Annotated in this window: 16 protein-coding genes; 5 read left to right on the top strand and 11 right to left on the bottom strand. The window is 62.7% G+C overall.

The annotated features are described in order from the left end of the window. Positions 1 to 19 precede the first annotated feature (19 nt). On the top strand, positions 20 to 724 hold the full coding sequence (locus FW760_RS05105) for a lipoate--protein ligase family protein (protein ID WP_058541841.1): 705 nt from the start codon (positions 20 to 22) through the stop codon (positions 722 to 724). Here FW760_RS05105 and crp read toward each other — a convergent pair. Continuing rightward, positions 721 to 1,365, bottom strand: a complete 645-nt coding sequence (gene crp / locus FW760_RS05100) for a cAMP-activated global transcriptional regulator CRP (RefSeq protein ID WP_043859825.1) — start codon at positions 1,363 to 1,365, stop codon at positions 721 to 723. The genes FW760_RS05105 and crp overlap by 4 nt on opposite strands. A 190-nt stretch (positions 1,366 to 1,555) precedes the next feature. Between crp and FW760_RS05095 the strand changes: the two genes are divergently transcribed. Beyond that, positions 1,556 to 1,978, top strand: a complete 423-nt coding sequence (locus FW760_RS05095) for an OsmC family protein (RefSeq protein ID WP_043859826.1) — start codon at positions 1,556 to 1,558, stop codon at positions 1,976 to 1,978. A gap of 34 nt (positions 1,979 to 2,012) precedes the next feature. On the opposite strand, the gene FW760_RS05090 is transcribed toward FW760_RS05095, so the two are convergent. The 8 genes from FW760_RS05090 to hemJ form a co-directional block, all read right to left on the bottom strand. After that, entirely contained in the window at positions 2,013 to 2,462 is a 450-nt protein-coding gene (locus FW760_RS05090; protein ID WP_446443675.1) for a hypothetical protein, read from the bottom strand. A 2-nt stretch (positions 2,463 to 2,464) separates the two neighbouring features. Then, positions 2,465 to 3,505, bottom strand: a complete 1,041-nt coding sequence (locus FW760_RS05085; protein ID WP_058541843.1) for a DUF2157 domain-containing protein — start codon at positions 3,503 to 3,505, stop codon at positions 2,465 to 2,467. Next, positions 3,502 to 4,149, bottom strand: a complete 648-nt coding sequence (gene coq7 / locus FW760_RS05080; RefSeq protein WP_054915949.1) for a 2-polyprenyl-3-methyl-6-methoxy-1,4-benzoquinone monooxygenase — start codon at positions 4,147 to 4,149, stop codon at positions 3,502 to 3,504. Before coq7 ends, FW760_RS05085 begins: the two co-directional genes overlap by 4 nt. Positions 4,150 to 4,214: 65 nt before the next feature. Then, entirely contained in the window at positions 4,215 to 4,553 is a 339-nt protein-coding gene (locus FW760_RS05075; RefSeq protein ID WP_116052334.1) for a histidine triad nucleotide-binding protein, read from the bottom strand. A gap of 73 nt (positions 4,554 to 4,626) precedes the next feature. Then, a complete protein-coding gene (locus FW760_RS05070) occupies positions 4,627 to 5,400 on the bottom strand; it encodes an SDR family NAD(P)-dependent oxidoreductase (protein ID WP_043859830.1) in 774 nt (257 codons plus the stop codon). A 72-nt stretch (positions 5,401 to 5,472) separates the two neighbouring features. Beyond that, on the bottom strand, positions 5,473 to 5,934 hold the full coding sequence (locus FW760_RS05065) for a DUF805 domain-containing protein (protein WP_058541845.1): 462 nt from the start codon (positions 5,932 to 5,934) through the stop codon (positions 5,473 to 5,475). Between the two features lie 27 nt (positions 5,935 to 5,961). Beyond that, positions 5,962 to 6,918, bottom strand: a complete 957-nt coding sequence (locus tag FW760_RS05060) for an NAD(P)H-dependent flavin oxidoreductase (RefSeq protein ID WP_116052333.1) — start codon at positions 6,916 to 6,918, stop codon at positions 5,962 to 5,964. Positions 6,919 to 6,940: 22 nt separating this feature from the next. After that, on the bottom strand, positions 6,941 to 7,366 hold the full coding sequence (gene hemJ, locus FW760_RS05055; protein ID WP_043859832.1) for a protoporphyrinogen oxidase HemJ: 426 nt from the start codon (positions 7,364 to 7,366) through the stop codon (positions 6,941 to 6,943). A 139-nt stretch (positions 7,367 to 7,505) separates the two neighbouring features. Between hemJ and argC the strand changes: the two genes are divergently transcribed. Both argC and erpA read left to right on the top strand, forming a co-directional pair. Next, on the top strand, positions 7,506 to 8,540 hold the full coding sequence (gene argC, locus FW760_RS05050) for an N-acetyl-gamma-glutamyl-phosphate reductase (protein WP_043859833.1): 1,035 nt from the start codon (positions 7,506 to 7,508) through the stop codon (positions 8,538 to 8,540). A 156-nt stretch (positions 8,541 to 8,696) separates the two neighbouring features. Next, on the top strand, positions 8,697 to 9,047 hold the full coding sequence (gene erpA / locus FW760_RS05045) for an iron-sulfur cluster insertion protein ErpA (RefSeq protein ID WP_043859834.1): 351 nt from the start codon (positions 8,697 to 8,699) through the stop codon (positions 9,045 to 9,047). 55 nt (positions 9,048 to 9,102) lie between these two features. On the opposite strand, the gene FW760_RS05040 is transcribed toward erpA, so the two are convergent. Both FW760_RS05040 and FW760_RS05035 read right to left on the bottom strand, forming a co-directional pair. Beyond that, complete coding sequence (locus tag FW760_RS05040; protein ID WP_043859835.1) at positions 9,103 to 10,194, bottom strand: anhydro-N-acetylmuramic acid kinase; 1,092 nt, start codon at positions 10,192 to 10,194, stop codon at positions 9,103 to 9,105. 3 nt (positions 10,195 to 10,197) lie between these two features. Further along, positions 10,198 to 11,610 (bottom strand): peptidoglycan DD-metalloendopeptidase family protein, encoded by a 1,413-nt coding sequence (locus tag FW760_RS05035; protein WP_043859836.1) that lies wholly within the window; start codon positions 11,608 to 11,610, stop codon positions 10,198 to 10,200. A 210-nt stretch (positions 11,611 to 11,820) separates the two neighbouring features. On the opposite strand from FW760_RS05035, the gene tyrS reads away from it, so the two are divergent. After that, positions 11,821 to 13,020 (top strand): tyrosine--tRNA ligase, encoded by a 1,200-nt coding sequence (tyrS, locus tag FW760_RS05030; protein WP_054915947.1) that lies wholly within the window; start codon positions 11,821 to 11,823, stop codon positions 13,018 to 13,020. Positions 13,021 to 13,220: the final 200 nt, after the last annotated feature.

Here is a 13,220-nt window from a genome sequence, read left to right as displayed (position 1 = left end):
TATCGACAAGGTGGGTGTGATGACTGAACAAGCTGTTGCGGTGACGGTGGAGGCGGGCTTGCAGGCCGAGCAGGACCTGCTGGCGGCTGTGTGCAAGGGCGAAAAGCAACATGGCCTGCTGTTCTGGCAGCCGACGGACCGCGCGCTGGTGATGCCGCGGCGCATGAGCCGGCTGGAAGGTTTCGAGGCCGCCTGCACCGAATTGGCCGTTGCCGGCTGGCCGGTGCTGCTGCGCGAGACCGGCGGTGAGCCAGTGCCGCAGTCGGCTGCGACAATCAATATCGCGTTGGTGTATGTGGCGCCGCGCAGCGAGGGTGATCACGGTCGTATCGAGAAGGCCTACGAGCGCCTGTGCCTGCCGCTATGCGAGGTGTTGCGCGAATGGGGCGGGCTGGCGTCGGTGGGGGAGATCGAGGGGGCGTTCTGCGATGGGCGCTACAACGTCAACCTCAATGGTCGCAAGCTGGTCGGCACGGCGCAGCGCTGGCGTCAGGGCCTGGGCGGCAAGCGCCCGGTGGTGCTGGTGCATGGCGCCTTGCTGCTGGACAACGAGCGCGAGTCGATGGTGGCGGCAGTCAATCGCTTCAATGAATGCTGCGAGCTTGAGCAGCGCTGCCGCGCCGACAGTCATATCGCTCTGCATGAAGTGGTGCCCCAGGCACCGCTGCTGGCGCGCCTGGAGCAGGCCTACTCGCAGGTGATCGCGGCGATCGAGCGCGATTAACGGGTGCCGAAGACCACCATGGTCTTGCCTTTGACATGCACCAGGTTACGTTCTTCGAGGTCCTTGAGCACGCGGCCGACCATCTCTCGCGAGCAGCCGACGATGCGGCCGATTTCCTGGCGGGTGATCTTGATCTGCATGCCGTCGGGGTGGGTCATGGCATCGGGCTGCTTGCACAGCTCCAGCAGGCAGCGGGCCACCCGACCGGTCACGTCGAAAAACGCCAGGTCGCCCACCTTCTGCGTGGTGTTGCGCAGGCGCTGGGCCATCTGGCTGCCCAGGGCGTAAAGGATGTCCTGGTCCTGGCGGGCCAGTTCACGGAATTTCTCGTAGCTGATTTCAGCCACTTCGCATTCGGTCTTGGCGCGTACCCAGGCGCTGCGCTGGTGTTCCTTGCCGATGGGTTCGAACAGGCCCAGCTCACCGAAAAAATCGCCACTGTTGAGGTAGGCGATGATCATCTCGCGGCCTTCCTCGTCCTCGATCAGGATGGTCACCGAGCCCTTGACGATGAACGACAGGGTATCGGCCCGATCACCAGCGCAGATGATGTTGTTCTTGGCTGCAAAGCGGCGACGCTGGCAGTGGGCGAGCAACTTGTCGATGTTCTTGATCTTGGCTGGAAGGGTTGTTGCAACCATGGCTGAATCCTGGAAAGACGCGACGCGTGGGCATTCTTGTCGACCGCTGGGCGCGGGTGCCAGCAGTTTGGCGCCAGCTTATCAGACGCCTGTAGGTGTATCGGCATATTTACTCGAACGCTTAGCCTTTTCGCACGTGCGCGCAAGGTCTAAGCTGACAGCCTTTTTTCAAAGCAAGGGAATCCGGGTGATGAAGGCGCGTATCCAGTGGGCAGGCGAAGCCATGTTTCTTGGCGAATCGGGCAGTGGCCATGTAGTGGTCATGGATGGTCCACCCGAGAGTGGTGGGCGCAACCTGGGCGTGCGGCCGATGGAGATGCTCCTGCTGGGCCTGGGTGGCTGCAGCAATTTCGACGTGGTGAGCATTCTGAAGAAATCGCGCCAGGCGGTAGAGAGCTGCGAGGCGTTTCTCGAGGCCGAGCGGGCCGACGAGGACCCCAAGGTGTTCACAAAGATTCATCTGCGCTTTGTGGTCAAGGGCCGCGGCCTGAAGGAGGCCCAGGTCAAGCGCGCGGTGGAGTTGTCGGCCGAGAAGTACTGCTCGGCATCGATCATGCTGGGGCGCGCCGGGGTCGAGATCACCCACGCCTACGAGATTGTCGAGCTGGGTTGATCGTCGCGTGGCCATTCGCCGGTAACGCGGGCTGCTACAGGCGGATGCCGCTTCCCTTGTAGGAGCCAGCCTTGCTGGCGAAGCGCTCCAGCGCAAACAGCAGCATCAGCCCCGGTACCAGCGCCAGCAACCACCAGTGCAGGTTCAGCACCAGCAGCCCGAGTACTTCGCTTGTGCTCCAGGTATTGCCGAACGCGGTGGAGAACAACTCGCACAGCAGCCAGGCACTGACGGCCGCAATGGCAGCAAACACGCCGCCTAATACGCGGCGCCGGCGGATGATACTGCCCAGCAACACGAACAGCAGCATTCCGGGTACACAGAACAGCGCCAGATCCAGCGCGCTGTTGTCGGAATCGCCGAGATAGGGCAGCGACATGCTGAAGGGCGTTTCGCGCAGGCTTGCGGTCATCGCCAAGATGAACAGGTAGCCCACCAGCACCAACCCCATGCTTTGCAGCGCTCGAATCAGCAGCAGGCGCACCCTCATCGACGAAGCCCCGGCAACAGGTCGAGCAGGCCGTTCGGCAGCAGTGCGCGAAGGTTTGTACTCAGGCGTTCGCGATGCTTCTGGTAGAGCAGGCCAAGGCCGATGACCCCCAGGCCGATCATGCTCAGCACTACCGGGAACAGCAGCGAGTCGGCGAATACGTCATACGACAGGTAGCCAAGGTAGGCCGAAACGCCCATGGCCCCGAACACCATGAACAATGGCCGGCGCAGCAGCACGGCGACCGCCATCAGCCCCAGGTTGATCAGGCAGTACAGCGCCTTGCCGACCTCGCTGTCACTGTCCATCGAGGTCAGCCCGCCCCAGAAGGCCAGCAGCCCGGCCAGATAACCCCAGAACGCATAGTCCTCGCGGGTTCGGCCATCGATGCCGAGGAACACCAGCAACAGGCCGAGGCCGAACCAAAGCGAAACCTTCTGGCGTTGCGCCCAGTTGAACGGCTCGCCGTAGATCCACTCGGTCAGGTCCATCGACATGAACCACAGCGCCACGGCGATGGGCATCACGATGAACGGGAAGGGGATCAGGCGCAGCATCAGCAGGCCGGCGATCACGGTGGCCGCTTCCATCAGCAGCCAGCCGCCCTGCACGTAGGTGTAGTAGCTGTGGTAGTGAGTCTGGGTATCGTCCAGGGGCCAGAAGCCGGTAAGGCGCTCGAGGGCGAACACCGCCAGCGGTACGATGCTGACCGCCACCGCTGCCAGCAGACCGGCAGGAATACGCTGGCCGCGGCGCTGAAGTGCCAGGCCACCGCCAGTCAACACGGCCATGTAGGCCAACGCGATCAGCAACAGTGCGCTGTCGCCGATGCGCATCCAAGCCTCGCTCAGCAGCCAGCCCATGGCCCCCATGATCAGCAGGGCGCCGAAGTAGAACGCGACATGGGCCAGCTGGAAACTGGGCCGTTGTGCGGGCTGGCGCTTGAGGAATTCAAGCAGGGCCTTGTCCTGGCCCGGGTTCAGTACGCCGGCATCGACGGCGCGGGCCAGGTCCCTGGCATCGAAGTGTTCCATCAGATTCGATAGGTGCTCTTGGTCATGACCTTGGCCATCAGGCTCATGCCGAACTTGACCGGTGCGGGGAAGCGAAAGCCGCCGGCATCCAGTGCCGACTCGGCGTGCTGCTCTTCATCAACGCGCATCTGTTCGAGGATTGCGCGGGACTTTTCGTCCTCGGCCGGGATCTGTTCCAGGTGCTCGTCCAGGTGCTTGCACACCTGGTGCTCGGTGGCCGCGACGAAACCGAGGCTGACCTTGTCGCTGATCAGGCCGGCGACAGCGCCGATGCCGAACGACATGCCATAGAACAGCGGGTTGAGAACGCTCGGGTGGCTGCCCAGTTGGCGGATGCGCTGCTCGCACCAGGCCAGGTGGTCGATTTCTTCCTCGGCGGCATGTTCCATCGCCTTGCGTACCTGCGGCAGCTTGGCAGTCAGGGCCTGGCCTTGGTACAGCGCCTGGGCACAGACTTCACCGGTGTGGTTGATGCGCATCAGGCCGGCGACGTGGCGGGTCTGGTCGTCGCTCAGGTCGGCGTCTGGCTGGATGATCGCAGGCGACGGGCGGGACGGTTGGCCGCTGAAGGGGAGCAAGGTGCGCATGGCGGTATCGGCCTGCAGCAACAAGCGGTCGAGCGGCGAATAGTGACGTTCGGTAGCCATCGGGCACCTCCGCAAGAATGTGCCCGACAGTTTAACCCAATCCAGATGACAGGGCTTGCGTTGGATCAGCCCGGCGGCCAGGTCATCTGGCGCTGGCCGAGCACGTGCATGTGGATGTGGTAGACGGTCTGTCCACCCTGCTCGTTGCAGTTCATCACCACGCGGAAACCTTCCTCGCAACCCAGTTCCCGGGCCAGTCGCTGGGCGGTGAACAGGATATGACCGGCCAGACCTTTGTCTTCTTCGGTGAGGTCGTTGAGGGTGCGGATCGGCTTTTTCGGGATGACCAGAAAGTGCACCGGCGCCTGGGGGGCGATATCGTGGAAGGCCAGAACCTGGTCGTCCTCGTAGATGATCCTGGCCGGAATCTCCCGGTTGATGATCTTGGTGAACAGAGTTTCCACAACGCTTGCTCCATGGTGGGGTTCGGGCTTGAGTGTACTCAGGCGCCGCTTGCTCGCCCAGTGCCGATTCGCTTCAGCGTGGGCAGTAGGCCCGGTTGATTGCGCCGGCCAGCTTGCGCGCAAGCCAGCGTGACAGCCAACGCGGGCTGGCGGCCAGCCAGCGGTTGCGCCGACCGGGGATGATCAGTGCGCGGTTCTTTTCCAGTGCGCGCACGGTGTACAGGGCCACTTCCTCGGGGCTCATGCAGCGGTTGCCGTTGTCCAGCCGGGGGATGCGCCGCAGCGGCGATCGAACCGGGCCGGGGCATAACACCGAAACCTTGATACCGGTCTGCTTGAGTTCCTCGCGCAGGCCTTCGGAAAAATGCAGCACATAAGCCTTGCTCGCCGCATAGGTGGTCATCCAGGGGCCGGGAGCGAAGGCGGCCAGCGACGCGACATTGAGGATCTGCCCGCCACCCTGCACCGCCATCGCGTTGCCCAGCGCATGGCACAGGCGGGTGAGGGCGAGGATGTTGACCTCGATGATGTCCTGCTCGTCGCCCCATTCCTGGGCCAGGAAGTGCCCGTAGGTGCGGATGCCGGCGCAGTTGACCAGCAGGTCGATCTGTCTGTCACCTTCCTCGAGCTCCAGCAGAAAGCCGGACAGGCGCAATGGCTCGCCCAGGTCGCAGGCGCGCAGTAGCACTTCCACGCCGAAGCGCTGGGTCAGTTCCAGGGCGATGCTTTCCAGCAGGTCGCGCTGCCGGGCCACCAGTATCAGGTTGCGCCCCCGGCGCGCGAGGGCCTCGGCCAATGCCAGGCCCAGGCCACTGGAGGCGCCGGTGATCATGGCGTAACGGGTCATGCAGTTCTCCAATCGGCAGGGGGCGGTGCGGCTGGCGCCTAGTTTACAGACTGGAGCAGGTAAAGGCTGCGGTCAGCCGTTGAGGGCAGTCATGTAGATACCCCACGCCATGAACGGTATCCACAGCGAGGCCACCACGATAACCGCCTTGGTGTTGGGGGGCGGTGGCGGCCCGTAACGATTGCTGGCGGGGTTGCCGGGAATCAACAGCAGGGCCAGGAAAACCAGGTTGCCGATGTAGTAGGGGATCAGGGTCAACAGGCTGTACCAGCCATTGAAGCCCAGGTCGTTCAGGCGCCGGGCGATGAACACCAGGCTGAAGATCTTGGCGGCCAGCAACATCGGCACGATGGCGGCGGCCAGGTCTTTGGAGAGCGAGGACATCAGTGCAACCAGCAGCACTGTCCCGAACACTGCGCCAATCAGCACCAGGCTCCAGGCCAGTAGCCGCACCCTGCCAATGCGGCCGCGCACGCTCATGACCCTGAGCTTTTCGTTGTTCAGTTGAAGGGGGTTGATGTAGGTGTCGCGCATCAGGCTTCCTTTGCCGTTGAGAGTGGTTCAGCCAGGCCGGTGCTGGCCCAGCTGGATCGCCGCGGCCTGGGCCTGGCGGTATTCGTGGTCGAGTCGAGCGATCAGTTGATCAACCGTGCCCAGGCTGTCGATGGCGCCGACGCCCTGGCCGGCGGACCATACGGTCTTCCAGGCCTTGGCCTCGTCATCCAGTGGCTTGAGCCGGCTTTCGCCCGACTTGCCCAGAGCGTTGAGGTCGAACCCGGCGTTTTCCAGGCTCTGACGCATGAAGCTGGCCGGCACCCCGGACACTGCGGCGGTGTGGATGATATCGGCTGCCTTGGCATCCAGCAGCATTTGTTTGTAGGCGTCAGGCGCCTGGCTTTCGGTACTGCCAATGAAGTGGGTGCCCATGTACGCGAGATCCGCGCCCAGCAGTTGCGCGGCCAGAACTTCGTGACCGCTGTTCAGGCAGCCTGCCAGCAGCAGCGTCTTGTCGAAGAACTGGCGAATTTCGGCAATCAGGGCAAAAGGGCTCCACGTACCGGCGTGACCACCGGCGCCCGCCGCCACGGCGATCAGGCCGTCTACGCCGGCCTCGGCGGCTTTCTCGGCATGGCGCCGGGTGGTGACGTCATGGAACACCAGGCCGCCATAGCCGTGGACGGCATCGACCACTTCCTTTGCCGCACCCAGGCTGGTGATGACGATGGGCACGCGGTGCTCGATGCAGATCGCAAGATCGGCCTGCAGGCGCGGGTTGCTGGGGTGCACGATGAGGTTCACCGCATAGGGCGCGGGGTTGTCGAGCCCGGCCAGGCCCGCCTCTATCTGCTCCAGCCAGGCCCTGAAGCCGGCACTGTCACGCTGGTTGAGCGCCGGGAAGCTGCCCACCATGCCATTGCTGCAGCAGGCCAGGACCAGCTGTGGATTGGAAATCAGGAACATCGGCGCTACCACCACGGGCAGGCGCAGGCGTTGTTCAAGCAGGGCGGGCAATGACATGGCGGGCTCTCGGAGTGGAGGATCAGAACGGTTTGACCACGACCAGGATGACGATGAGCAACAGGATGACCACAGGCACTTCATTGAACCAGCGGAAGTACACATGGCTGCGGGTGTTTTCGCCGCGCGCGAAGCGCTTCACGTTGGCGCCGCACATGTGATGGTAGCCGGTCAGCAGAATGATCAGGGTCAGCTTGGCGTGCATCCAGCCCTGCTTGAGGAAGTCGGGGTTGAGGCTGAGCAGCCAGATGCCGAACACGAAAGTCGCGATCATTGCCGGGCCCATGATGCCGCGGTACAGCTTGCGCTCCATGGTGACGAAGCGTTCCTGGCTGATGGTGTCCTGGCTCTGGGCGTGATAGACGAACAGGCGAGGGAGGTAGAACAGGCCGGCAAACCAGCAGACGACACTGACGATGTGCAGGGCTTTGATCCAGAGAAACAGCATTTTTAGGTAGTCCTTCAGGTTCACGGTCGTCAGATAGTAGTGGCTTGTGTGTGCAGGCGTCACCCGAACGGTTGTTACCAAGGCTGTGGGCCCATATTATCCGTGGTTTTCCAGTCGGTTCGTTGAAAGGGGCAGGTATATGGTCAAGGTCGGTATCGTCGGCGGCACGGGTTACACCGGTGTCGAGCTGCTGCGTCTGTTGGCACAGCATCCACAGGCTGAAGTGGCAGTCATCACCTCGCGTTCCGAAGCGGGCCTGCCGGTGGCCGAGATGTACCCGAACCTGCGTGGCCACTACGACAACCTGGCTTTCAGCGTGCCGGACACCAAGACCCTGGCGGCCTGTGACGTGGTGTTCTTCGCCACCCCGCACGGCGTGGCCCATGCACTGGCCGGCGAGTTGCTGGCAGCCGGCACCAAGGTCATCGACCTGTCGGCCGACTTCCGACTGCAGGACGCCGATGAGTGGGCGCAGTGGTACGGCCAGCCCCACGGCGCGCCAGAGCTGCTCAAGGATGCGGTGTATGGCCTGCCGGAGGTGAACCGCGAGCAGATCCGCAGCGCCCGCCTGATCGCCGTGCCGGGTTGCTACCCCACCGCGACCCAGCTGGGGTTCCTGCCGTTGCTGGAAGCGGGCATTGCTGATGCCTCGCGCCTGATTGCCGACTGCAAGTCTGGGGTCAGTGGTGCGGGCCGCGGTGCCAGCGTTGGCTCGCTGTTCTGTGAAGCCGGTGAAAGCATGAAGGCCTACGCGGTGAAAGGCCACCGCCATCTGCCCGAGATCCGTCAGGGCCTGCGCCGGGCAGCCGGTGGTGATGTCGGCCTGACGTTCGTGCCTCACCTGACGCCGATGATCCGCGGTATTCATTCGACCTTGTATGCCACCGTCGCCGACACCTCGGTCGACCTTCAGGCGCTGTTCGAAAAACGCTACGCCAATGAGCCGTTCGTCGACGTGATGCCAGCCGGCAGCCACCCGGAAACCCGCAGCGTGCGCGGGGCCAACGTATGCCGCATTGCCGTGCATCGCCCGCAAGGAGGTGATCTGGTGGTGGTGTTGTCGGTAATCGACAACCTCGTGAAGGGGGCCTCGGGCCAGGCGGTACAGAACCTGAACATTCTGTTCGGTCTGGACGAGCGTATGGGCCTGTCCCACGCCGGGCTGCTGCCTTAAGGCGCAACTGGCAGGCTGCAAGCGGGCATAGGGCGGCATTTGCCGCTTGTCGCTTGCGGCCTGCCGCTGCTTCTATTGTTGACCGATTTTCTCGGAGAAGCGGATAATGCACGTCATCACGCATTAAGGCGGCAACAGCGCCGGGAGAAAGTCAGCATGAGCGTCGAATCCTTCACCCCCACGATTTTGCAATTCACGCAGGGTGCCGCGCACAAGGTGAAGACCCTCGTCGATGAAGAGGGCAATGATCGCCTCAAATTGCGCGTGTTCGTGACCGGTGGCGGTTGCTCGGGCTTCCAGTACGGCTTCACCTTCGACGAAGATGTGGCTGAAGACGACACCATCGTCGAGCGCGAGGGTGTTGCCCTGGTGGTCGACCCGATGAGCTTCCAGTACCTGGCGGGCGCGGAAGTGGACTACCAGGAAGGTCTGGAAGGTTCGCGTTTCGTCATCAAGAACCCGAACGCCACCACCACCTGCGGTTGCGGCTCTTCGTTCTCGATCTGAGTTACAGGCAGTACTGCTGACGCCGCGCCTCTGCGCGGCGTTTTGCTGTGTGCGTTCAGGCGGGGTAGATCGCGCCCAGAACGCGCAGGCCCTTGGCGCCAGTAACACTGGGGCGGTTGGCGGCGATGCCCTCCAGGCAGCAGTGTGCCAGCCAGGCGAAGGCCATGGCTTCCACCCAGTCTGGATCGACGCCGTTGATGGCAGTGCTGCTGACCCGGGCGTTGGGCAGCAGGCAGGCCAGACGCTTCATCAGTGTGCCGTTGTGGGCGCCGCCGCCACAGACCAGCAGCGCCTGGGTGGCTGTCTGCGCCGCCTGCAGCGAGCTGACGATGCTATGGGCGGTAAGTTCGAGCAGGGTGGCCTGCACGTCGGCATCGCTGCCGGGGGGCTGGCCGGCCAGGTGCTTGCGCAGCCATGTCAGGTTGAACACCTCGCGGCCGGTACTCTTGGGACCGGTGCCGGCAAAGAACGGATCGCTGAGCAGGCTGGCGAGCAGCCCGGGGATGACGTGGCCTGTGGCCGCCCAGGCGCCGTCGGCATCATAGCCGTGACCTTGTTTCTCGTTGATCCAGGCATCCAGCAGTACGTTGCCCGGGCCACAGTCGAAGCCGCTGACCGGCTTGCCGGTCTCGATCAGGCTCAGGTTGCTGAAGCCGCCGACGTTGAGTACTGCCAGGCGCTCGCCCTGATTGTCGAACAGCGCTTCATGAAAGGCCGGCACCAAGGGGGCCCCCTGGCCGCCGGCAGCCACGTCGCGGCGGCGAAAATCGCTGACCACTGTAATCCCGGTCAGCTCTGCCAGCAGCGCCGGGTTGCCGATCTGAACGGTGAAGCCCTGGGCAGGCTCGTGGCGAATGGTCTGTCCGTGGCTGCCAATAGCGCGGATATCTGCAGGCTGCAGGTGCTGTTCGGCCAGCAATTGCTGAATGCCCTCGGCGGCCAGTCTCACCCAGGCAGCCTCGGCCAGGGCGGCGCGGGCAATTTCGTCGGGGCCGCTGGCGCACAGCGCGAGCAAGTCGTCGCGCAGCGCCTGGGGCATCGGAATGTAATGGGTAGCGAGCAGCGTGAGACGCTGCTCCTGTCTGATCAAGGCGATGTCCAGGCCATCGAGGCTGGTGCCGGACATCACTCCCAGATACAGGGCCATGGCTTAGCGCTTGGCCGAGGCCAGCATGGTGGCCTTCTCTTGTTCCATGCGCGCCATCAGCGGCTGGCTTTGCTGCAGGAAGCGCTGGCGTTCAGCCTTGGCGATCGGATCGGCCATTGGCAGCTTCTGTCCGAGCGGGTCGACGTGCACGCCATTGACCTGGAACTCGTAGTGCAGGTGCGGCCCGGTGGACAGCCCCGTGGTGCCGATGTAGCCGATCACCTGGCCCTGCTTGACCGTGCCGCCGGTCTTGATGCCCTTGGCGAAGCCCTGCATGTGCCCGTACAGGGTCTGGTAGGTATTGCCGTGCTTGATGATCACGGTGTTGCCGTAGCCTCCACGACGACCGGCCAGCAGTACCTTGCCGTCACCGGCGGCCTTGATCGGCGTGCCGCGCGGCGCTGCATAGTCGACGCCCTTGTGGGCGCGGATCTTGTTCAGGATAGGATGCTTGCGACCTGCCGAGAAGCGCGAGCTGATGCGGGCGAAGTCCACCGGGGTACGAATGAACGCCTTGCGCATGCTATTGCCGTCGGCGGTGTAGTAGCTGGTGTTGCCCTGCTTGTTGGTATAGCGCACCGCAGTGAAGCTCTTGCCGCGGTTGGTGAAGCGTGCCGACAGGATGTTGCCGTTGCCGACCACCTTGCCATTGACCACTTTCTGTTCGTAGATCACGTCGAATTCGTCACCCTGGCGGATGTCCTGGGCGAAGTCGATGTCGTAGCCGAAGATGCGGGCCATGTCCATGGTCAGCGAATGGTTCAGGCCGGCACGCTGCGCGGAAGCCGACAGCGAACTCTTGATGACGCCGTGCACGTAGGCCGAGCGAACCACAGGCTTGGTGATTTCACGGTTGAAGGCATAGCCCTTGTCGCCCTTGGTCAGGCGGATGGTCTCGAGATCGCTGACCTTGCTGTGCAGGCTGGCCAGTTGGCCGTCCTTGTCCAGTTCGATTTCCAGTACCTGGCCATGCTTGAGCTGGCTGAATTGCTTGGCCTGCTTGTTGCTGGCAAGCACCTCGTGCACCACATTGGCCGGCAGGCCGACCTTGGCGAACAGTGTCGACAGGGTGTCGCCACGGGCCACGGTGACTTCGCGGTGGCTTGGATCCTTGGCGGGTTCGGCAGTTGGGGTGGGTTCGGTCTTGGCGGTTTCTTCGGTGGGCGCGGGGGCAGTGTCAATCTGGGCGAACGGCGAGGCGGTGGTTTCTTCGCGGACGTCGGCCTGGGTGGTTTCCTGTTGCTTCAGCTGCTCGGCAGGGGATTCCAGCTCGAGGTTAAGGGTGGTTTTCTTGGCTTCGACCTCGCTGGAGGGGAACACCAGCAAGGCCAGGCTGAGCAGGGCGGCGATACCGCTGGCGGCCAACAGGTGGCTCTTCGGATAAAGCGGAGGCGCTTTAGTCGGTTCGTTGGTCATAGGTAGATTGACTTTGAAAAAGATGGATTGGAAAAGATGAATGACATGATGAAGATGAAATAACTGTATAAAATATAACCAAATCCCCTTCAGCGCAAGCGCGCAGACGTCATCAGTCGGGTGTGCGGTCACATCCGGGGCAAAAACTTGTATTTGATGGCTGATCTTGTATGGTTGGGGCCCTTTGAATCTGAGCCTTGCGGGTCTGTTATGAAGTCGGTTGAAGAGCAGCTAGCGCTGATCAAGCGTGGTGCGGAAGAGGTACTGGTCGAGGCCGAACTGGTCGAGAAGCTCAAGCGCGGGCAACCGCTGCGGATCAAGGCGGGTTTCGACCCGACTGCGCCGGATCTGCACCTGGGGCACACCGTCCTTATTAACAAGCTGCGCCAGTTCCAGGAACTGGGGCATCAGGTGATCTTCCTGATCGGCGACTTCACCGGCATGATCGGTGACCCGAGCGGCAAGAGCGCCACACGCCCGCCGCTGACCCGCGAGCAGGTGCTGGAGAACGCCGAGACCTACAAGCAGCAGGTGTTCAAGATTCTTGATCCGGCCAAGACCGAGGTCGCGTTCAACTCTACCTGGATGGACGCGCTGACCCCGGCCGACTTCATTCGCCTGGCTTCACAGTACACCGTGGCGCGCATGCTCGAGCGCGACGACTTCGACAAGCGCTATACCAGCAACCAGCCGATCGCGATTCACGAGTTCCTCTATCCGCTTGTGCAGGGCTATGACTCGGTGGCGCTGAAGGCCGATGTCGAGCTGGGCGGTACCGACCAGAAGTTCAACCTGCTGATGGGGCGCGAGCTGCAGCGTGGCTACGGCCAGGAGGCGCAGAACATCGTCACCATGCCATTGCTCGAAGGGCTGGATGGCGTGAAGAAGATGTCCAAGTCGCTGGGTAACTATGTAGGTATCCAGGAAGCACCAGGGGTGATGTACAGCAAGCTGGTGTCGATCCCGGATACGTTGATGTGGCGTTACTTCGAGCTGCTGAGCTTTCGCTCCATGGAAGAGATCGATGGGTTCCGTGCTGAAGTGGCTGCTGGTGCCAACCCGCGGGATATCAAGATCAAGCTGGCTGAAGAGATCGTGGCACGCTTCCATGGTGAGGAGGCTGCGGCCAATGCCCACCGCGCAGCGGGTAATCGCATGAAGGATGGCGAGCTGCCGGAGGACCTGCCGCAGATCGACGTGCTGGCTGCCGAGGCCATGCCGATTTCTGCTGTGCTGAACAAGGCGGGCCTGGTCAAGAACTCGGCGGCAGCCCGTGATCTGCTGGCGGCAGGAAGCGTGAAGGTCGATGGTGAGGTCGTTGATCGTGGCTTCGTCTTCGAGCTGGGCTCCACCCATGTGTGTCAGGCGGGCAAGAAGGCGTTTGCACGTATCAGTCTGAAGGCTGAATAAAGAGAGGGCGGCGTAAGCCGCCCTTCCTATATAGAGAAGGGCTGGTTTGCTTTGTTTTGCGAAAGTTTCAAATTAGCCCTTGACGCACGATTTAATCTCTCTATAATTCGCCCCACTTCCGGCGCAGTCGGAACGAAAAACTCCTTGAATATCAATGAGTTGGACGTTTCAGGTCAGGCTGGAAGTGTTTCGATCGAAAA

The sequence above is a fragment of the Pseudomonas sp. 1176_21 genome (assembly GCF_052850635.1).
Note: the sequence above shows the minus strand (reverse complement) of the source record. Positions and strands in the feature narration are given on the sequence as shown.